We start from the raw sequence: 20,395 nt of genomic DNA, 5'->3' as shown, positions 1-20,395 counted from the left end.
GCAGTAGTTTTATGAACATCCTCTCAGTCGCAGGGCACGTATTCGGTGACTTCAAGATCGAAGCCCGAAATGCCCTGCATGCGCTTGGGTGCCGACAGCACCCGCATCTTGCGGACGCCGAGATCGGAAAGAATCTGCGCGCCGATGCCGTAAGTGCGCAGCACTTCCTCGTGGTCGTCGCCAGTCGTCACCGGCCCCTCCGCGTGGGCGTGCATGGACAGCTCCTGGATCTGCTGCGCCACCTCGCGCGGCGACTCCGGCTTGCGAAGCACCACCAGCACGCCGTGATCCTCCTCGGCGATACGCTGCAGAGCCCGGCGCAGTGGCCATCCGAAATCCGGATGGCGCACGCCCAGGGTGTCAGCCAGCGTATTGCGCAAATGCACACGCACCAGCGCCGGCTCATCGGGCCGGATCGTGCCGCGCACCATGGCCAGATGCACAGTGTTGTCGGCGGAATCCTCGTAGCTGATCAGGCGGAAGGGCCCGAACTCGGTGTCGACGCGCGACTCGGCGACGCGCTCGACGCTGTGTTCCTCTTGCAGGCGGTAGCGGATGAGGTCAGCGATGGTGCCGATCTTCAGGCCGTGCTCGCGCGCGAAGACCTCCAGATCCGGCCGGCGCGCCATAGTGCCGTCCTCGTTCATGATCTCGACGATGACCGCCGCCGGCTCGACGCCGGCCAGTCGCGCCAGATCGCAGCCCGCCTCGGTGTGGCCGGCGCGCGTCAGCACGCCACCGGGCTGCGCCATCAGCGGGAATACGTGCCCCGGCTGCACCAGATCCTGCGGCGAAGCGTCCGGCTTCACCGCGGTGCGAATCGTGTGCGCGCGGTCGAAAGCGGAGATGCCGGTCGTCACGCCCTCGGCGGCCTCGATGGAAACGGTGAAAGCGGTGCGATGCGCGTCATCGCCGTGCGCGACCATCGGCGGCAGACGCAGCTGGCGGCAGCGCTCGGGCGACAGCGTCAGGCAGATCAGGCCGCGCGCGTGACGAGCCATGAAATTGATGTCCTCGGCACGTACATGCTCGGCGGCCATGATGATGTCGCCCTCGTTCTCGCGGTTCTCGTCGTCCATGATGACGACCATCTTTCCCGCGCGAATGTCGGCAACAACATCGGCGATATTGTCGAGCGCGCCGTCGGTAGTGCCCTCGCCCGCGGCCTGTGTTGCCATCTTGTCCGGCTTGTTCATGATCCGTTGCCCGCGGCCAGCAGCCGCTCGGTATAGCGTGCGATGAGATCGACCTCAATGTTGACGGCCGCCCCCACTTCGGTGGTGCCCAATGTCGTGTGGGCCCATGTGTGGGGCACGATGTTAACGCCAAAGCAGCTGCCCTCGACGTCGTTGACGGTCAGGCTGATGCCGTCGACGGCCACCGAGCCCTTGCGCGCGATGTAGCGCGACAGCGCCTCCGGCACCTCCAGCTCCAGCCGCCAGCTGCGCGCATCCTCTTGGCGGTCAACCAACCGGCCGACGCCGTCGACGTGGCCGGAGACCAGATGACCGCCGAGCGGCTTGGCCAGCGTCAGCGAATGCTCCAGATTCAGCGGCCGGCCGGCCTCCCATTCGCGCGCGGTGGTGGCGTCCAGCGTCTCGACCGAGACATCGGCCTCGAAGACGTCGCCGTCCAGCGCCACGGCCGTGAGACAGACCCCGGAGGTGGCAATGCTGGCCCCCACTTCTACGCCCTCCAGAAAGCCCGATGGCGTAACGATGCGCAGCCGACGGTCGCCGTCGCGCTCGCTGACCTGCTCGAGTCGGCCCATGGCCTCGATCAGCCCGGTAAACATGCTCAGCCCTCCTGTTGACCCGCCACGGGCGTGGCGGTGATGCGCAGATCCGTGCCCAGCTGCCGTACATCCGTCCAGCGCAGCTGCACGCGATCGGCCAAGCGTTCCAACCCAGGCAGCGCCGCCAACGGCCGCGCCGCGTCGCCAAGCAGAGACGGCGCCACGTAAAGCAGCAGCTCGTCCACCGCGCCGGCGGCCAACCAGGCTCCCGCGAGTCGCGGCCCGCATTCGATCAGAACGTCGTTGAAGCCTGCCGCAGCGAGCTGCTGCACCACCGCACACGGATCCGGCGGCGTGGCGCCCGGCAGGCACAGCATCTCGACGCCGGCCGGCGGCGTGACGGAGGCGCCCTCGCCGACCAGCCACCAGCGCGGCACGCCATCGTCGGTGAAGACACGCGCCGTCGCTGGCACGCGGCCGCGCGCATCCAGCACGATGCGCTCCGGCTGACGCGTCGGCGCGCCGCTCGCAGGACGCGCGGTCAGCTGCGGATCGTCGTCGAGCACGGTCTGCGCGCTGGTGAGAATGCCGTGATGGCGGGCGCGCTGCCGGTGCACATCGGCGCGTGCCGCCGCTCCGGTGATCCACTGCGACTCGCCCGAGGCCATGGCCGTGCGCCCGTCCAGGCTGGCCGCCAGCTTCAGCGTCAGGAAGGGCCGACCGCGCTCCAGGCGCGCGATGAAGCCGCGATTGAGCGCGCGCGCGGCCTCGCGCATCAGCCCCTCGGCGACGTCAATGCCGGCAGCGCGCAGGCGCTCGAGCCCCTGCCCGGCCGTGCGCGGGTCCGGATCGCGGTGGGCCGCAACCACCCGCGCCACGCCGGCCGCGATCAGCGCGTCGGCGCAGGGCGGTGTACGGCCGTGGTGCGCGCAGGGTTCGAGCGTGACGAAGGCCTCGGCCCCGCGCGCTGCCTCGCCGGCCGCCGCCAGCGCGGCCGCTTCCGCATGCGGCTGCCCGGCGCGGGCGTGGAAGCCCTCGCCGATCACTTGCCCGTCGCGCACCAGCACGCAGCCCACTGCGGGGTTCGGATGCGTTGCCCCAACACCTCGCCGCGCCAGGCGCAGGGCGCGCGCCATGTGGGTGGCGTCGGCAGCTGAGAAGGAAGCGCTCACGCGGCCCCCTCTCCCCAACCCCTCTCCCCGGCGGGGAGAGGGGCTTTATTCCCGAGCATCGCAGCAGACTCCCCTCTCCCCGCCGGGGAGAGGGGCCGGGGGAGAGAGGGTGCGCGGTGCCGCGGCGCCCCATCAGCGCGAGGCATCGCTGTCGTCATCCTCACCGATCAGCGGCAGCTGATTACGGCGCAGCTCGGCGCTCGGCGAGCTCTCGAGGCGCTCAATCTCCTCGCGGAAGGCCTGGGCGTCATTGAACTGGCGATACACCGATGCGAAGCGAACATAGGCGACATGATCCATCTCGCGCAGCTCCTCCATGACCCACTCGCCCAAGGTGCGGGCCGGCACACTGCGCTCCCCGAAGGTGCGCAGCTTGTCGACGATGCGGTCGATACTTTCCTGCAAGCGCTCGTCGGATACCGGGCGCTTGTAGAGCGCCCGCGCCATGCCGCGACGCAGCTTCTCCTCGTCGAAGGCCTCGGTGCTGCCGTCGGATTTCTCCAGCGGCGGCACCGGCAGATGCGCGCGTTCGAAGGTGTTGAAGCGCGCGCCGCATTCGGGGCACTCGCGACGACGGCGAATCGAGGACCCGTCATCCGCAGTGCGCGAATCGACGACGCGCGTATCGGCGTGCCGGCAGTAGGGACACTGCACGGCGTCACCCGCCGATGCGCGCGCCGTCGGCCATCAGGCCGCCACGCGAGGCGTATCACCGTAGACCGGGAAGCGGGCGCAGAGCTGCTCGACCTGGCCGCGCACGCGGGTAATGGTCGACTCCGCGTCGCCACTGGCCAGCGCGTCGACGATGTCGGCGATCCAGCCGGCGACCTGCCCCATCTCGTCGGCACCGAAACCGCGCGTCGTCGAGGCCGGCGTGCCGATACGCAGGCCCGAAGTCACGAAGGCCGAACGCGGGTCGCCGGGCACGGCGTTCTTGTTGACGGTGATGTGCGCCTGGCCCAGCGCTTCCTCGGCGTCCTTGCCGGTGACGTCCTTGGCGACCAGATCCAGCAGGAAGAGGTGGTCGTCGGTGCCGTCGGAAACCACCTTGTAGCCGCGCTCGGCGAAGACCTTGGCCATGGACTGCGCGTTGGCGATCACCTGCTGCTGATAGCCGCGGAACTCGTCGGATAGTGCCTCGCGGAAGGCCACCGCCTTGCCGGCGATGACGTGCATCAGCGGGCCGCCCTGGATGCCCGGGAAAACGGCCGAGTTGAACTTCTTCTGCAGCTTCTCGTCCGCGCCCTTGGCGAGGATGATGCCGCCCCGGGGGCCGCGCAGGGTCTTGTGCGTGGTGGAGGTGACGACGTGAGCGTGCGGCAGCGGCGAGGGATAGACGCCGGCGGCGATCAGGCCCGCGACGTGGGCCATGTCCACCCAGAACCAGGCGCCGACCTTGTCGGCGATCTGCCGCATGCGCGCCCAGTCCTTGACGCGCGAATAGGCCGAGAAGCCGCCGATGAGGATCTTCGGCTTGTGCTCCATGGCCTGCTTCTCCATGGCGTCGTAGTCGATGAGACCGGTTTCCTCGTCGAGTCCGTAGGCGACCACGTTGTAGTGCTTGCCGGAGAAATTGGCCGGGTGGCCGTGCGTGAGATGGCCGCCGTGCGCCAGGCTCATGCCCATGATGGTGTCACCCGGATCGGCCAGCGCCATGAAGACGGCGGCATTGGCCTGGGCGCCGGAATGCGGCTGGACATTGGCGTAGTCGCAGTCGAAGAGTTCCTTGACGCGCGCGATGGCGAGCTGCTCGGCGACGTCGACGTGCTCACAGCCACCGTAGTAGCGCTTGCCGGGATAGCCCTCGGCGTACTTGTTGGTCAGCACCGAGCCCTGCGCGGCCATGACCGCCGGGCTGGCGTAGTTCTCGGAGGCGATGAGCTCGATGTGCGCTTCCTGTCGACCCGCTTCCGCGACGACGACGCGCGCGATTTCTGGATCGAATTCGGCAAGACTGGGCGCGTTCTTCCACATGGTGGTTCTACTCCTTTTTGCTTTCTTGGGGCGGATCGCAACGAAGGCCGCGGGTCAACGCGGCGGCGTTCCGCTAGGCGATGGCGAGCATCCGATCGAGCGCCACGCGCGCCGGCTCGGCGACGTCCTGCGGCACCTGGATGCGATTCACCGTGTTGCCGACCACGAGATTCTCGAGGGTCCATGCCAGATGCTGCGGATCAACGCGAAACATCGTCGAGCACATGCACACCATCGGTGACATGAACTGCACGGACACGCCCTTGGGTTTCATCTCGGCGGCCAGGCGATTGACCAGATTGAGCTCGGTTCCGACCAGCCAGTGCGTGCCGGGCTCGGAAGCATGCACGGTCTTGAGGATGGTTTCGGTGGAACCGACGTAGTCGGAGGCCCGGCAGACCTCCAGCGCGTTCTCCGGATGGCTGATGACCTTGCCCTCCGGATGCTGCTCGCGGAACTGCTTGATGTGGTCGGGCTGAAACATCTGGTGCACCGAGCAGAAGCCATCCCAGAGAATGACCCTGGCGTTGCGGATCTGCTCGGGCGTCAGCCCGCCCATCTTCTTGGTGAAATCCCAGACGACCATGTCGTCGAGCGGGATATCCATGTTCCAGGCCGTCCAGCGACCCAGGTGCTGATCCGGGAAGAAGAGCACCTTCTCGCGGCGCTCAAAGGCCCACTTCAGCACACCCGGGGCATTCGTCGAAGTGCAGACGATGCCGCCGTGGCTGCCGCAGAAGGCCTTGAGGTCGGCCGCGGAATTGATATAGGTCACCGGTGTGACCTGCTCGTCCGGGTCCAGTACCTCGGCCAGCTCGCGCCAGCAGGTCTTCACCTTGGCCAGGTTGGCCATGTCGGCCATCGCGCAGCCGGCCGCGAGGTCGGGCAACACCACCGTGCGCTGGCCGTGCGTGACGATGTCGGCGACCTCGGCCATGAAATGCACGCCGCAGAAGACGATGAACTCGGCCTCGGTCTCGGCCGCCAGATGCGCGAGCTTGAGGGAATCGCCCGTCAGATCAGCGTGGCGATACACCTCCTCGCGCTGGTAGTGGTGACCGAGCAGCACGGCCCGTTCTCCGAGCTGCTTCTTGGCAGCGCGGATGCGGGCCTCGCACTCGTCTTCATCGAGCAGTGCGAAGTCGTCGAGTTGCAGGGCTGCAGCCAATTCAGTAGCCCCTGATCGGCAGGCGATCGAGCGAATTCATTGCACTATTCTAAAACACCGGGGTCGTCGAAGGGAGCGCAGTCCTGCCTTTCGACAACCCGCACGAGGATCTCGTCCTCGATGCGCCGCTCTTCGCCCTCCGCCGGCTCGTCGAATCCGGGGATCGTGCCGCTCTGCACCAGTACGGCGCGCAGGCGCTCCTCTTCGCCGACCTCGCCTACCGCGGTGATGGTGCCAGCGCGCAGCTGGGAAGAAAGTGTGCCGCTGCGCACGACGTTGATAACGGGCTCGGATTCCTCTTCCTCATCCTGCGCGGTATCCGCCTCGTCCTCCTCCTCGTCGAGACTTTCATCGCCGACAAGGTAGTTCACGCTGCGCGTGACGTCGCGGGTCACCGTCACGTAGTCGTCCGAACCGCGGAAGATCTGAATATCGGCCTCGACGCCCGGCTGCGTCTCGCAGCCCTGGGGCAGCTCGAGAACGCGCTCGCCCTCGTCGTTGGCTTCGACACGCCAGTGCAGCGCCGCGGCCCGACCGGGACGGACCGGTATCTCCAACGGCGTCGCCTCGACTTCGGGAAGATCCGTCACGCCGTCAGGCAGCTCCGTGGTGGGAAGGCTGCTGCTGGCGTCCTGGTCGAAGCTGGCGTTGAGGGTGCCGACGCCGCCCGTACCGCTGATCTCACCCTCGTCGGGATCGTCGCCTTCGCTGCCGGACAGCGGCAGCAACAGACTGTTGCCGCGCGTCTGCGTATTAAGCAGCAGGAGCAGATTATCCTCCTCCTCCGGGCGCGAGAAGCTGACCTGCTCGCTCAGACGCTGCTCGCTGCCGTCGGCGAAGACCGCGGTGGCCTCCAGCAGCTCCGAGAAGCCGATGACTGCAGGCTCGCCGTCGTCTTCGGCGCGCGCCAGCTGCAGCTCGGAAATCTCGGCGACGTCGAACTCCTGCGTGAACTGGCGATCACAGAGCGCGAAGTCCAGCTCGGCCTGTTGATCGACGGCGGGCAGCAGGCCCCGTACGAAGACGCGCCCGTCCGCAGTGCGGTCGCTGCGTACTGCTTCGCTCGGATCACCGCTGTTGACGTCCGTCAGCTTCAGCGCCGCGGCATTGCTGACCGATAGCGTCTGGCCGTTGACCTCGGCATTGGCGACGACCTCGGCGAAGGCATTGGGGGCGAGCGCCCGGGGGAAATCAACAAAAGGCTCGATCTCCCCGAGCGGCTGGACCTCGACCTCCATGCTGGTCTCGAAGTTCGAGAAATTCACAGTCACTGTGGCCGTGCCGGGTGAACGCGGAATCAGCGTTCCGCGCGGAAAGGGCTGATCCGGGTTGACCGTCAAGGGAATGTCGAAATTAGAGACCTCCAGCACGCTCTCGTCGCTGCTGGAGTAGCGAATGTTCTCGCTGCGCTGGGTGGCGTTCTCGCGCGCGCCGTTGTCGAACTCCAGCACCGTCCGAGCCTGCGCTGGAATGCACTCGGTGATTCGGAAGGGCTCGCCATTCTCGAAGGCTTCCTGTGCTTCCTCGGCTTCGCGAGCGGTCAGCCCGGTGGCCTGAAAGTTCGGCTCGAACGTCAGGCCGGTGGGCGCGACCCCATCGCCGACGGCGTCGCAGCCGGCCAACAGGGTGAGCGCGCAAACGCCGGACATCAGGAAATATGGGGAATACCGCGTCATGAAGCCTCCGTCGGGGCCGTGTTCGGTGCCGGCGCCGCCGGCGCCAGGCTTTTAATCGAGAGCTCGCGCAGCGCAGTCGGTTCAACCCGACCAGGCGCATCGGTCAGCGGACAGTGTGCCGTCTGTGTCTTCGGGAAGGCGATGACGTCGCGGATCGAGCCTGCCCCGACCATCAGCATGATCAGGCGATCGATGCCGAACGCGATACCGCCATGCGGCGGTGCGCCATATCGAAGGGCTTCCAGCAAGAAGCCGAACTTCTCTTCCGCCGCCTGCGCATCGATTCCTATGATGTCCAGCACCGCCTCCTGCATGGCGCGGTCATGAATGCGGATCGATCCGCCCCCGATCTCGACGCCGTTGAGCACCATGTCGTAGCCCTGAGACAGGCAGCCGGCGGGATCGTTCTTGACCGCCGCCGGGTCGCCACCCTGCGGCGCGGTGAAGGGATGGTTGCTGGCAAACCAGCACTTGTCCTTGTAGTCCCACTCGAACATGGGCCAGTCGATAACCCAGAGCGCGCGCCAACCGCTGGCGATCATATCGAGATCGGCAGCCACCTTCTGGCGCAGCGCGCCGATGGCGTCGCAAACGACACCGAAGCGATCGGCGCCGAAGAAGATGACGTCGCCGTCGGCGGCAGCCGTGCGCGCGACGATGCCTTCCAGTGCCGCATCGGAGAGGTTCTTGGTGATGGGCGACTGCAGCCCGTCGCGGCCGGCCGCGGCATCGTTGACCTTGATCCAGGCCAGCCCGCGCGCGCCGTACTGGCCCACGAACTTGGTGTAGGCGTCGATCTGCCCGCGCGACAGCGTGCCGCCGCCCGGCACGCGCAGCGCGGCCACGCGGCCGCCCGGATCGTTGGCCGGGCCGGCGAAGACCTTGAAGTCGCAATCCGCGACCAGATCGGCGACATCCACCAGCTCCAGCGGGTTGCGCAGATCCGGCTTGTCGGAGCCGAAGCGCCGCATGGCCTCGGCCCAACTCATATGAGGCATGTCGCCGAGTTCGACGTCCAGCGTCTCGCGGAAGAGCTGCCGGATCATGCCTTCCATGATGCGCATGATGTCGTCCTGCGTAACGAAGCTGGCCTCGACGTCGAGCTGCGTGAACTCGGGCTGACGGTCCGCGCGCAGATCCTCATCGCGGAAGCAGCGCGCGATCTGGTAGTAGCGATCCAGGCCACCCATCATCAGCAGCTGCTTGAAGAGCTGTGGCGACTGCGGCAGCGCGAAGAAGCGCCCGGCGTGCGTGCGCGAGGGCACCAGATAGTCGCGCGCACCCTCCGGCGTGGCGCGCGTCAGGATCGGCGTTTCGGCCTCGATGAAGCCCTCGGCGTCCAGATAGCGACGCAGCGCCGCCACGGCGCGGTGGCGAAGGCGCAGGTTGCGCTGCATGTCGCCGCGGCGCAGGTCGATGGTGCGGTGGCGCAGGCGCACGTCCTCGCCGACATTCTCGTCCTCGGGATGAAACGGCGGCGTTTCGGCGCGGGCGAGCACCTCCAGCGACAAGCCGAGCACCTCCACCGCCCCGCTGGGCATCTCCGGATTGACGGTGCCCTCCGGCCGCCGGCGCACGCGACCGGTGATCTTGAGCACGTATTCGGGCCGAACGCGCTCGGCTTCGGCGAAGATCTCGGCCCGATCCGGGTCGAAGACCACCTGCAGCAGGCCCTCGCGGTCGCGCAGGTCGATGAAAATCACGCCCCCATGATCGCGGCGACGGTGCACCCAGCCGCAGACAGTGACTTCGGCGTCAACCAGGCTCTCTTCGACCTGGCCGCAGTAATGAGAACGCATGGACGGATTCCGGCGATTCGGGGGCGCGCATTGTAGCGGGCCAGCGCCCGTCGAGAGCGCAGCCGGCCAGCCGGCTCAGCTTGCCGTAGCAGTACTTCCCGATTTCCCGCTGTCGCCACTCGTGCTCTTGGCAGCGGGCTTGTCGGTGTTCTTGTCCTTGGCAGCCGGCTTGTCGGCGCCCTTGTCCTTGCTATCGCTCGACGCCGCCGGTGCGCTGTCGGTGGTCTTGGCGGTGCCGTCGCTGTCACTGACCACGTTACGACGCTTGTCGGACTTGAAGTCAGTCTCGTACCAACCGCCGCCCTTGAGACGGAAACCCGCCGCAGACACCAAGCGCTGCATCACTTCGCCCTCGCAGGCGTCGCAGACGACCTCGGGCTTGGCATTGATGCCGTGAAGCACTTCCTTTTCGGACCCGCAGCGCGGGCAGCTGTACTCGTAGAAAGGCATTTCTTTTCTCGATATGGGCGCCGTCACGCGCAACAGCGCAGGCAATAGGGGCCCGCACCGCAATTTCAAGCCCTGCAACCGATGCTGGCACGTTGCCGTACGGTCGAACATGATCCTCGCCTGCGACGAACATTGCCAGCCCCGGTGCCACGGGGCACTGTTACAGCCATGAAAAGCACTGCCATCGCCCCCCCGCTGCCGACCAAGTTCAGCGATCCGGACGTCACCGCGGCCGGCGAGCCACGCGCGGTGGTCGCGCCGCAACGGCTGCGCACGCTCTGGTTCAATACGGGCACGCTCTGCAATCTGGCCTGCACGCACTGCTATATCGAGTCATCGCCCAGCAACGACGCGCTGGTCTACATCAACGATCGCGAAGTGGCCGCCTATCTCGACGAGATCGAGGACGGCGCCTTCGGCACGGAGGAGATCGGCTTCACGGGTGGCGAGCCCTTCATGAACCCGCATTTCATGGCCATGCTGGCCGACAGCTTGGCGCGCGGCTATCGCGCGCTGGTGCTGACCAATGCCATGCGTCCCATGGAGAAATGCGCCGAGGCGCTGCTGACCTTGCACCAGGAGCACGGCGAGCGACTGGAGATTCGCGTGTCCATCGACCATTACACGCAGGCCCTGCACGAAGAGGAGCGCGGCCCGCGCTCCTGGGCGCCCACGGTGCGGGGGCTGCGCTGGCTATCCGAGCATGGTTTCAACCTGTCAGCGGCCGGCCGCACCATGTGGAACGAGGACGAAGCCGCGATACGCGCCGGCTACCAGGCATTCTTCGTCGCACAGAACGTCGCCATCGACGCCGACGATCCGGCCCGGCTGATCCTCTTTCCGGAGATGGACGAGCACGCCGAGGTGCCCGAGATAACCACCGGCTGCTGGTCGATTCTGGGCAAGGACCCGGCCGACATCATGTGCGCCAGCTCGCGCATGGTGGTCAAGCGCAAGGGCGAGCCGCATCCGGTGGTCGCGGCCTGCACCCTGCTGCCCTACCAGCCCGGTTTCGAAATGGGCCGGACGCTCGGCGAGGCCTGGCAACCCGTCAAGCTGAATCATCCGCACTGCGCCAAGTTCTGCGTACTCGGCGGCGGCGCGTGCTCGGCCAGCTAGCGCCTGCCGCGGAAGCCCGCCGGAAGACCACAGCGCGCGGGAGCCGGCAGGCATGAGCTTCAGCGTCGTACTGCCCACCAGCAACGAGCTGGGCCTGGACTATCTGCCGCGCATCCTGGAGCGTCTGCAGGGATATCCGGACATCGAACTGATCGCTGTCGACAACGCCAGCGACGACGGCACCGCCGAACTGCTAGAAGCCTCGGAGACCCGAGTCATCCGACTGCCGGGCCGCAACCGCGCGCAGCGGCTGAACGCCGGTATCACGGCGGCACAATGTGATCTGGTGCTACTGCACCACCCGCGCAGCCTGCTGGAACCGGCCGCGCTCGCGGCGCTGAAACGGCTCCCCGAGCATGTCGGCTGGGGCGCCTTCACCCACCGCTTCGATCTCGCCCACCCGCTGCTGGCCTGGACCTCCTGGTATTCCAACCGCGTGCGCCTCGACGGCCGCGGCATCGCCTACCTCGACCACTGCATTTTCCTGCACCGCAGCCTTGCCGGGAAGCGACCGGTCCCCGAGCTGGCAATCTTCGAGGACACTGCCTTGTCGCGCCGCCTGCTGCGGCGCAGCCCGCCGCAGCGCCTGTCCGAGCAGGTCACGACCTCGGCGATTCGCTACCGACGCAATGGCGTCTGGCGCCAGACGCTGATGAACCAGGCCTTGAAGGTCGGCTACGGCCTGGGCCTGCCGAATAGCTGGATGAATCGACTGTACGAGAAGGGGCTGGGCCTGAACGGCTGAAGCGCTGCCGCTTTCGTGGCGGAGGCTGAGGCCTTATCCTTCCGCAGCGCACAAGAGCCCGCGCCACGGGCACCCAGGAGCCACCGCTTGAAACTCACCATCTTCGGATCCGGCTACGTCGGTCTGGTTACCGCCGCCTGCTTCGCCGACGCCGGCAATCATGTTGTCTGCGTCGACATCGACAGCGCCCGCATCGCGCGCCTGAAGGGCGGCGAAGTGCCCTTCTACGAGCCGGGGCTGGAAGCCATTGTTCAGCGCAATTTCGAGGCCGGGCGGCTGGTCTTCACGACGGACGCCGTCGAGGGCGTCAATCACGGCCTCTTCCAGTTCATCGCCGTCGGCACCCCGCCCGGCGAGGACGGCTCGGCCGACCTGCAGTACGTGCTCAATGTCGCGCGCACCATCGGCGCGCACATGGGCGATTACCGCATCGTCGTTACCAAATCGACGGTGCCGGTGGGCACCGCCGACAAGGTGCGCGAAGCCGTCGCCGAGGCGCTGGGCGCGCGCGGCACGCCGGTGGACTTCGACGTCGTCTCCAATCCCGAATTCCTCAAGGAAGGCGCCGCCGTCAGCGATTTCACCAAGCCCGATCGCGTCATTGTCGGCACCGACAATCCGCGCACCGCCGAGCTGATGAAGGCGCTGTATGCCCCCTTCAACCGCAGCCACGACCGTCTGGTCATCATGGACGTGCGCTCCGCCGAGCTGACCAAGTACGCCGCCAACGCCATACTGGCCACCAAGATCAGCTTCATGAACGAGCTGGCCAATCTGGCCGAGAAGCTGGGCGCCAACATCGAGGATGTGCGTGTGGGCATCGGCTCCGACCCGCGTATCGGCTACCACTTCATTTACCCCGGCGCCGGCTACGGCGGCTCCTGCTTTCCCAAGGACGTCAAGGCGCTGATCCACACTGCCGACGGCCAGGCCTTCGACGCCGAGCTGCTGCGCGCCGTGGAGTCGGTCAACGAGCGCCAGAAATCGCTGCTCTTCCAGAAGATCCAGCGCCACTTCAAGGGTGAGCTCAACGGCAAGACCTTCGCCATCTGGGGCCTGTCCTTCAAGCCGCGCACCGACGACATGCGCGAAGCCTCCAGCCGTGTGCTGATCGAAGCCCTCTGGGCTGCCGGCGCGAAGGTGCGTGCCTTCGACCCGGTCGCCACCGACGAGGCGCGCCGCATCTGGGGCGAGCGCGACGACCTGGTCTATTGCGAGTCCCCCGAAGACGCCCTGCAAGGCAGCGACGCCCTGGTGCTGGTCACCGAGTGGAAGGTCTTCCACAGCCCGGACTTCTTCGAGATGGCGCGCACCCTCACCGACAAGGCCCTCTTCGACGGCCGCAACATCTACGACCCCGGCCTGGTCAACAGTGCCGGCATGCATTACTACGGCATCGGCCGCAACGCACCGCTATAGCAGTGGCGCGCATCCTGCTCACCGGAGCCGCCGGCTTCGTCGGCTTCCACACCGCCCGGGCGCTCTGCGCCCGGGGAGACGAGGTGGTCGGCTTCGACAACTGCAACGCCTACTACGACCCGGCGTTGAAACAGGCCCGCCTTGATGAGCTGGCCGGGCTGCCCAACTTCCGCTTTCACCGCGGTGGCCTCGAGGACGCAGAAGCTCTGAGTGCGGCCATGGCCGATGCCCGGCCGGAGACGGTGATCCATCTCGCCGCCCAGGCGGGCGTGCGCTACTCGCTGTCGAACCCGCAGGCCTATGTCGACAGCAATCTGATCGGCTTCCAGAACCTGCTCGAGCTGTGCCGGCACGCCGAGGGGCTGGATCACTTGGTCTTTGCCTCTTCCAGTTCCGTCTACGGCGCCAATACCGAACTGCCCTTCTCCACCGGTGATCGCACCGACTATCCGATCAGCCTCTACGCCGCCACCAAGAAGGCCAACGAGGTCAGCGCCCACGCCTACAGCCATCTCTACGGTATTCCGACGACGGGGCTGCGCTTCTTCACGGTCTACGGCCCCTGGGGCCGGCCCGACATGGCCTACTTCAGCTTCACCAAGGCCCTCTTCGAGGGCACGCCGATCAAGGTCTTCAACCACGGCCAACTGGAGCGCGACTTCACCTACATCGACGACGTCGTCGAGGGCGTGCTGCGCGTCGCCGACCGGCCGCCTCAGATCACCGTCGGCGACGACGGCCGCTACCATAGCCAGGCGCGCTACAAGCTCTACAACATCGGCAACCACAGCCCCGTGGCACTCGGTGACTTCATCGCCACCCTCGAGCGCCTCTGCGGTCGGGAGGCCATCAAGGAGTACGTCGCCATGCAGCCCGGCGACGTCCATGCCACCTACGCCGACGTCGCCGACCTCAGCGCCGACGTCGGCTTCGCGCCCGACACCCCCCTCGATAATGGCCTGGCGCGCTTCGTCGACTGGTACCGCGACTACTACGGCATTCGCTGAGCGCTGGCCCCTTCCCGGAGCTGGCGGCATGATCGTCGGCCCAGCACCTGCCTGAGCATCGCGTGCGCAAGATCGTGCACATCGACATGGACGCCTTCTACGCGTCGGTGGAACAGCGCGACGACCCCGGCCTGCGCGGCCGTCCGGTCATCGTCGGCGGCGCCGGGCCGCGCTCGGTGGTCACCGCCGCCTCCTACGAGGCGCGGCCCTATGGGGTACGCTCGGCCATGCCCTCGGTACGCGCCGCCCGACTGTGCCCGGACGCGGTCTTCGTGCCGCCGGACTTCGCGCGCTATCGCGCCGTCTCGCAGCAGGTGCGCGCGATCTTCGCGCGCTACACGCCGCTGATCGAGCCGCTGTCGCTGGACGAGGCACACCTCGACGTCACCGAGCACCGCGCCGGGCTGCCCAGCGCCACCGCCGTCGCCGAGGCCATCCGCAGCGCCATCCGCGAGGAGCTGCAGCTGACCGCCTCCGCGGGTGTGGCCCCGAACAAGTTCCTGGCCAAGCTGGCCTCCGACGCCAACAAGCCGGACGGCATCTGCGTGGTGCGCCCCGAACGCATCGACGCCTTCCTGCTTCCGCTGCCGGTGGCGCGGCTGCCCGGCGTCGGCCGGGTCATGCAGACCAAGCTCGAAGCGCTGGGAATCAGCGACGTGGCGAGCCTGCGGGCCTGGCGGCGCGAGGACCTGGAGGCGCGCTTCGGCCGCTGGGGCGGCCGGCTCTACGAGCTGGCGTGGGGCATCGACGAGCGCCCGGTACAGCCGGACCGGCCGCGCAAATCGATTTCCGCCGAGGACACCCTGCCCGAGGATCTGCCGGCCGAAGCGCTGCCACCGCATATTGGGCGCATGGCGGACAAGACCTGGCGCAGCGCGCAGAAGGTCGGTGCCCGCGGCCGTACGGTGGTGCTCAAGCTCAAGACCGCCGACTTTCGGATCCTGACGCGGCGCGCCACGCAGGCGCAGCCACCCGCCAGCGCGGAGGCACTGGCCCGGGCCGCAATCGAGCTGCTCGCGCGCGTAGAAGACACCGGCGAAGAGCGCTACCGCCTCGTCGGCGTCGGCCTGAGCCAGCTGGAACGCACCGACGAAGCCACCGCCCCGACCAGCGAGCAGCGAACACTCTTTGAGTGAAGCGCGCGAGCGACGGTCGCGCGCTTCAGCCGCGCTCGCGCATCCAGTTGATGAGTCCGCCCGCGCGCAGCAGCGCCACCTGACGTTCGGACAGCGCATGCTTCAGGCGCAGCGTCCTGCCATCGCACTGCGCGCTGATCTCCGGGCCGGCAGCCAGGGCCTGATGCAGTCCCTCCAGACCAATCACGCTGTCGCGCGGCAGCGCCTCGGCGTCAGCCGGATCAGCGAAGGTCAGGGGCAGCACGCCGAAGTTGACGAGGTTCTGCCAGTGGATGCGCGCGAAGCTCTTTGCGAGCACCGCGCGCAGGCCCAGGTAGCGCGGCGCCAGTGCCGCGTGCTCGCGCGAGCTGCCCTGGCCATAGTTGTCACCGCCGACGATGGCGTGGTCGCCGGTGGCCTGCGCGCGCGCCAGATACTCCGCATCCACCTGGTCGTAGACGAAGTTGGCGATCTCCGGGATGTTCGAGCGAAACGGCAGCACCTCGGCACCGGCGCGCATGATCTCGTCGGTGGAGACGTTGTCGCCCACCGTCAGCAGCACGGGCAGCTCCAGCGCGTCGGGCAGGCCCTCGATCTCGGGCAGGGAGGCGATATTCGGGCCCTTGATCAGCTCGACCTGGCGCGCGATCTCCGGCGTCAGCGGCGCCTGCAGCATGGCCTCGTTGACGACCGGGTCGTCGGGATCGGCGACGCGGGGATAAGCCATGTCCATGTCGCGCGGATCCGTGATCACCCCGGCGAGCGCGCTGGCAGTGGCCGTCTCGGGGCTGCAGAGGAATACCGCGTCCTCGGGCGTGCCCGAGCGCCCCGGAAAGTTGCGCGGCGTCGTGCGCAGGCTGTTGCGGCCGGTGGCCGGGGCCTGCCCCATGCCGATGCAACCGTTGCAGCCGGCCTGATGCAGCCGCGCGCCGGCGTGGATCAGCGGCGCCAGCAGCCCGTCGCGCGTCAGCGTCTCGAGCATGGCGCGAGAGCTGGGATTGACGTCGAAGGAAACCTGCGGATCGACGACGCGGCCGTCCACCATTTTCGCCGGCACCGCGAAGTCGCGATAGCCGGGATTGGCCGACGACCCGATGTAGGCCTGATAGAGCGGCTCGCCGGCAACCTCGCGCACGGCCACGACATTGCCGGGCGACGAGGGCCTGGCGATCAGGGGCTCCAGCGCCGACAGATCGATGTGCTCATCGATGTCGTAGGCCGCGCCCTCGTCGGCGCGAAGCTCGGACCAGGCGTCCTCGCGCTGCTGGGCGCGCAGATAGCGGCGCGTCTCGCCGTCGGAGGGGAACACCGTCGTGGTTGCGCCCAGCTCGGCCCCCATGTTGGCGATGACGTGGCGGTCCATCGCCGAAAGGCTGTCCACACCGGGGCCGCAGTACTCGATGATGCGTCCGACGCCGCCCTTGACGTCGTGGCGGCGCAGCATCTCCAGCACGACATCCTTGGCGGAAACCCAGTCCGGCAACTCGCCGCTGAGCTTCACGCCCCAGATTTCCGGCATCTTCAGGTAGAAGGGTTCCCCGGCCATGGCCAGCGCGACCTCCAGCCCGCCGGCGCCGATGGCCAGCATGCCCAGCGCGCCCGCCGCCGGCGTGTGGCTGTCGGAACCCAGCATGGTGCGACCCGGCGCGCCGAAGCGCTCCTGATGCACCGCGTGCGAGATGCCGTTGCCGGGCCGCGAGAACCAAATGCCGAAGCGCTGACAGGCGCTCTGCAGGAAGAGGTGATCGTCCGGGTTCTTGAAATCTTCCTGGATGAGGTTGTGGTCGACGTACTGTGCCGACAGCTCGGTCTGGACCCGATCGACACCCATTGCCTCCAGCTCCAGCATCACCATGGTGCCGGTGGCGTCCTGGGTCAGGGTCTGGTCGATGCGGATGCCGATCTCATCGCCGGGACGCATCTCACCGCTGACGAGATGCCCGGCGATGAGCTTCTGCGCAACGTTGCGGGGCTTGCTGGCTGCCATGATCGTGCCTGCTACCCAAATGCCTAGCTAGGTTAACGCAGGGGCCGCTACCGCGGGCCGAGCCCCTTCGATCACGGCGACCGCCCAAACAAAACGGGCCCGCGCTGATGCGCGGGCCCGTCGACTTGCTTCTATGGCGTCCCCAAGGGGATTCGAACCCCTGTCGCCGCCGTGAAAGGGCGGTGTCCTAGGCCTCTAGACGATGGGGACGAACAGAGGTTCGGCCTCGGCCGATTTTTTGGTGGAGCCAGGCGGGATCGAACCGCCGACCTCCTGCATGCCATGCAGGCGCTCTCCCAGCTGAGCTATGGCCCCGTAAAGCGGGCGAGATTGTAGCGGCACCCGCGCGTCAGCACAATCGCTGACGCGCAAATTTCTTGGCAAAGGTGCGCTGCTTCAACGCCACTCCCGGCGCGGCCGGCCTCAGAGACCGATCTTGCCGCGGATCTTCTCCAGCGTCTCACGCGCGCGCTCGCCGAGCTGATCAACCTGGCCGCGCAGCTCCTGAAGCCGCCCCTCGGCCGCCTCACGGATCTCTTCCATCCGGCCGCGTAGCTCGTCGGCCTGCTCGCGTGCACGCTGGAGATGCGTCTCGGCCTGGGCGCGGACATCCTCCGACGCGTGCTGCGCCTTGACCTCAAGCTTCTCGATATCCGCCTGCAACACTTCCAAACGCTGGCGGGCCTTACGCATTAGCTCTTCCCGGTTCATGATTATCTCCTTCGCTAAGCTGACAGCCATGTTGTCGTCCGCACAGTATCTGCGCATGACGCTGACGATGCCAACAGATCCCGCATGACCATTCCCTTTCAGCCGCACCCGCTTATACGTCAGGCCCATGCGCAGACCGCCCTGCCCGCACTGCTGCGTCGGACGCCGCACGTGGACTGGCGCGTGGAGCGCCTCGAGCTTTCCGACGGCGACTTCATCGACATCGGGCACCTGCCGCCGGCGAGCGCGTCCACCGACGCGCCGGTTGCCTTGCTGCTGCACGGCCTCGGTGGCGGCCTGGACTCGACCTATCTCTGCGCCACCGCGCTGCGTCTGCGCGCGCGCGGTTGGTACTGCATTGGTGTGCAGCAGCGCGGCGCGGGACCGGCGCCGAATCAGCTCGCCCGCAGCTACAACCACGGCGCCAGCGACGATATCGCCTGGATCCTGCAGCAGATGGCGCAGCGCTTTCCAGAGCGACGACGCGCCGCCATCGGCTGGTCGCTGGGCGGCAATGTCCTGCTCAAGACCCTGGGCGAGATGGGCGCGCGGGCGCCGCTGGACGCCGCGGCCGCCGTGTCCGTGCCCTTCCGCTTGGCGCCCTGCGTGGACCATCTGCAGCGTGGCGCCGCGCGCGCCTATCAGTCCTATCTGCTGCGCGGGCTGAAGGCCGGCCTGCGGCGCAAACACGGGCCCGTGCCGCTACCGCCCGACGCCGATCTGGAAGCGGCGCTGGCTGCCGGCAATTTCCGCGACTTCGACAATGCCTATACCGCGCCCTGCAACGACTACGCCGACGCCGAGGACTACTACGAGCGTGCCTCCTGCGGCCAGTACCTGGAGGGCATCCGCGTGCCAACGCGCATCATCCATGCCCTCGACGATCCGATGATGGTGCCGGAGATCGTGCCGGATCCCGCGAGCCTCCCCAAGACCGTCGAGCTGCTCGTCAGCCCGCGCGGTGGGCACGTCGGCTTCGTGGCAGCCGGCCAGAGTGGCGTGCCGCGCATGTGGCTGGAGCACAGCCTGCCCGAGTGGCTGAATGCCCGCCTGCAGCCCGCGAAGGACGCAGCCGTGGTGCGAGACTGCGCCTGACACGCCGCCTCAGCCGCGCGCCCGGGTATCGACGCGCCGCGGCAGCCACATCGCGTCGCCGTAACTGAAGAAGCGATAGCCACCCGCCACGGCGTGCCGATAAGCAGCCATCACCGGCTCGTAGCCGCCGAAGGCGCAGACCAGCATGAGCAGTGTCGACTCCGGCAGATGGAAGTTGGTGAGCAGCGCGTCCACGACGCGGAAGCGATAGCCCGGCGCGATGAAGAGGCGCGTCTCGCCGGCACCCGCAGTCAGCGTGCCGTCGACGGCAGCGCTCTCCAGCGCCCGCACGACGGTCGTACCCACGGCAACGACGCGGCCACCGCGCGCGCGGGTGGCCTCGACCGCCTCGACCAGCTCGGGCGTCACCCGGTAGCGCTCGGCGTGCATGGGGTGCTGGGCGGGGTCCTCGACGCGCATGGGCGCGAAGGTGCCGGCGCCGACGTGCAGCGTCAGCGTCCGAATGCCCACACCACGGCTGCGCAGCGCGGCGAGCAGCGCATCGTCGACGTGCAGGCTCGCCGTGGGCGCGGCCACGGCGCCGGATTCCCGCGCGAAGACACTCTGGTAGCGCTCGCGATCGTCGGCGGTGTCGGCACGCGTGATGTAGGGCGGGAGCGGCACATGTCCGGCGCGCTCGAAGACCGCCAACGCAGGCTCCTCCGGAAAGTGCAGGCGGAAGAAGTCGCCCTCCCTTCCCTCGACGACCATTGCCGCGCCGTCGTCGTCCACCGTCAGTCGATTGTCGGGCTTGGGCGTCTTGGAAGCGCGCATCTGCACCAGCACCCGATGATCGTCGAGTGCGCGCTCCAGCAGGATTTCCACACGGCCGCCTGTAGCCTTAGTGGCATGCAGGCGCGCGGGGATAACCCGCGTATCGTTGAAGACGAGCAGATCCTCGGGCGCCAACATGCCGGGCCAGTCGGCAACGCAGGCGTCACGCGGACCGGACGTCTCGACACACAGCATGCGCGCCGCCGAGCGCGGCTCGACGGCGTGCTGCGCGATAAGGGCCTCGGGGAGCTCGAAGTGGAAATCGCTGCGCTTCACTCGCACATTGTAGGGTGGTCGCAGCTCCGCTATAGTCCGCGACCGCGCCGGAGTGGCGGAACTGGTAGACGCGCCGCACTCAAAATGCGGTTGGGCAACCAGTGTGGGTTCGAGTCCCACCTCCGGCACCAGCTATTTCACGATGCGCCATGAAAAAGGGCCGCCCGAGGGCG

The 20,395-nt window shown here is 67.7% G+C and carries 18 protein-coding genes and 3 tRNA genes; 7 read left to right on the top strand and 14 right to left on the bottom strand.

Features of this window, described 5'->3' with window-relative positions:
- Positions 1-23: 23 nt before the first annotated feature.
- The 9 genes from ribBA to U743_RS04605 form a co-directional block, all read right to left on the bottom strand.
- Positions 24-1,091, bottom strand: coding sequence for a bifunctional 3,4-dihydroxy-2-butanone-4-phosphate synthase/GTP cyclohydrolase II (ribBA, locus tag U743_RS04645; protein WP_408607394.1), 1,068 nt, complete (start codon positions 1,089-1,091; stop codon positions 24-26).
- Between the two features lie 101 nt (positions 1,092-1,192).
- Positions 1,193-1,795: a riboflavin synthase gene (locus U743_RS04640; RefSeq protein WP_043765879.1), complete on the bottom strand. Its 603-nt coding sequence runs from the start codon at positions 1,793-1,795 to the stop codon at positions 1,193-1,195.
- A gap of 2 nt (positions 1,796-1,797) precedes the next feature.
- Positions 1,798-2,907: a bifunctional diaminohydroxyphosphoribosylaminopyrimidine deaminase/5-amino-6-(5-phosphoribosylamino)uracil reductase RibD gene (gene ribD / locus U743_RS04635; protein ID WP_043765877.1), complete on the bottom strand. Its 1,110-nt coding sequence runs from the start codon at positions 2,905-2,907 to the stop codon at positions 1,798-1,800.
- Positions 2,908-3,039: 132 nt separating this feature from the next.
- On the bottom strand, positions 3,040-3,561 hold the full coding sequence (gene nrdR / locus U743_RS04630) for a transcriptional regulator NrdR (RefSeq protein ID WP_043765874.1): 522 nt from the start codon (positions 3,559-3,561) through the stop codon (positions 3,040-3,042).
- A gap of 33 nt (positions 3,562-3,594) precedes the next feature.
- On the bottom strand, positions 3,595-4,881 hold the full coding sequence (glyA, locus tag U743_RS04625; RefSeq protein ID WP_043765871.1) for a serine hydroxymethyltransferase: 1,287 nt from the start codon (positions 4,879-4,881) through the stop codon (positions 3,595-3,597).
- A 73-nt stretch (positions 4,882-4,954) separates the two neighbouring features.
- Positions 4,955-6,049, bottom strand: a complete 1,095-nt coding sequence (gene nadA / locus U743_RS04620) for a quinolinate synthase NadA (RefSeq protein ID WP_043765868.1) — start codon at positions 6,047-6,049, stop codon at positions 4,955-4,957.
- A 44-nt stretch (positions 6,050-6,093) separates the two neighbouring features.
- Positions 6,094-7,725, bottom strand: coding sequence for a hypothetical protein (locus U743_RS04615; RefSeq protein ID WP_156966333.1), 1,632 nt, complete (start codon positions 7,723-7,725; stop codon positions 6,094-6,096).
- Entirely contained in the window at positions 7,722-9,524 is a 1,803-nt protein-coding gene (gene aspS / locus U743_RS04610; RefSeq protein WP_043765861.1) for an aspartate--tRNA ligase, read from the bottom strand. Before aspS ends, U743_RS04615 begins: the two co-directional genes overlap by 4 nt.
- A gap of 75 nt (positions 9,525-9,599) precedes the next feature.
- On the bottom strand, positions 9,600-9,974 hold the full coding sequence (locus U743_RS04605; RefSeq protein WP_043765859.1) for an FmdB family zinc ribbon protein: 375 nt from the start codon (positions 9,972-9,974) through the stop codon (positions 9,600-9,602).
- Between the two features lie 168 nt (positions 9,975-10,142).
- Between U743_RS04605 and U743_RS04600 the strand changes: the two genes are divergently transcribed.
- The 5 genes from U743_RS04600 to dinB all read left to right on the top strand — a co-directional run bounded on the left by U743_RS04600 (position 10,143) and on the right by dinB (position 15,400).
- Positions 10,143-11,093, top strand: a complete 951-nt coding sequence (locus tag U743_RS04600; protein WP_043765855.1) for a radical SAM protein — start codon at positions 10,143-10,145, stop codon at positions 11,091-11,093.
- 52 nt (positions 11,094-11,145) lie between these two features.
- Entirely contained in the window at positions 11,146-11,838 is a 693-nt protein-coding gene (locus U743_RS04595; protein ID WP_043765852.1) for a glycosyltransferase, read from the top strand.
- Between the two features lie 87 nt (positions 11,839-11,925).
- The gene (locus tag U743_RS04590) at positions 11,926-13,257 is read left to right on the top strand and encodes a UDP-glucose dehydrogenase family protein (protein WP_043765850.1); all 1,332 of its coding nucleotides are present in this window, start codon (positions 11,926-11,928) and stop codon (positions 13,255-13,257) included.
- Positions 13,258-13,259: 2 nt separating this feature from the next.
- Positions 13,260-14,264 carry an NAD-dependent epimerase/dehydratase family protein gene (locus U743_RS04585; protein WP_043765848.1) on the top strand — a complete coding sequence of 335 codons (1,005 nt, stop codon included), beginning with the start codon at positions 13,260-13,262 and terminating at the stop codon, positions 14,262-14,264.
- Between the two features lie 62 nt (positions 14,265-14,326).
- Entirely contained in the window at positions 14,327-15,400 is a 1,074-nt protein-coding gene (gene dinB / locus U743_RS04580; RefSeq protein ID WP_084191361.1) for a DNA polymerase IV, read from the top strand.
- Between the two features lie 25 nt (positions 15,401-15,425).
- Here dinB and U743_RS04575 read toward each other — a convergent pair whose 3' ends face one another.
- From U743_RS04575 to U743_RS04560, 4 genes are all read right to left on the bottom strand, one after another.
- Positions 15,426-17,366: an aconitate hydratase gene (locus U743_RS04575; RefSeq protein ID WP_043765845.1), complete on the bottom strand. Its 1,941-nt coding sequence runs from the start codon at positions 17,364-17,366 to the stop codon at positions 15,426-15,428.
- Between the two features lie 134 nt (positions 17,367-17,500).
- Positions 17,501-17,576 (bottom strand) — tRNA-Glu (locus U743_RS04570).
- 29 nt (positions 17,577-17,605) lie between these two features.
- Positions 17,606-17,681, bottom strand: a tRNA-Ala gene (locus tag U743_RS04565).
- A 108-nt stretch (positions 17,682-17,789) separates the two neighbouring features.
- Positions 17,790-18,077, bottom strand: a complete 288-nt coding sequence (locus U743_RS04560; protein ID WP_156966332.1) for a sll1863 family stress response protein — start codon at positions 18,075-18,077, stop codon at positions 17,790-17,792.
- Between the two features lie 84 nt (positions 18,078-18,161).
- On the opposite strand from U743_RS04560, the gene U743_RS04555 reads away from it, so the two are divergent.
- A complete protein-coding gene (locus tag U743_RS04555) occupies positions 18,162-19,172 on the top strand; it encodes a hydrolase (RefSeq protein WP_052367532.1) in 1,011 nt (336 codons plus the stop codon).
- 9 nt (positions 19,173-19,181) lie between these two features.
- Here U743_RS04555 and queA read toward each other — a convergent pair whose 3' ends face one another.
- Positions 19,182-20,222 carry a tRNA preQ1(34) S-adenosylmethionine ribosyltransferase-isomerase QueA gene (gene queA, locus U743_RS04550; protein WP_043765840.1) on the bottom strand — a complete coding sequence of 347 codons (1,041 nt, stop codon included), beginning with the start codon at positions 20,220-20,222 and terminating at the stop codon, positions 19,182-19,184.
- Between the two features lie 46 nt (positions 20,223-20,268).
- Here queA and U743_RS04545 point away from each other — a divergent pair.
- A tRNA-Leu gene (locus tag U743_RS04545) sits at positions 20,269-20,353 on the top strand.
- The last annotated feature ends 42 nt before the right edge of the window (positions 20,354-20,395 follow it).

This window comes from Algiphilus aromaticivorans DG1253 (genome assembly GCF_000733765.1).
GTDB classification, from domain to species: Bacteria; Pseudomonadota; Gammaproteobacteria; order Nevskiales; family Nevskiaceae; genus Algiphilus; species Algiphilus aromaticivorans.
This window is presented reverse-complemented; position numbering and strand designations above follow the sequence as displayed.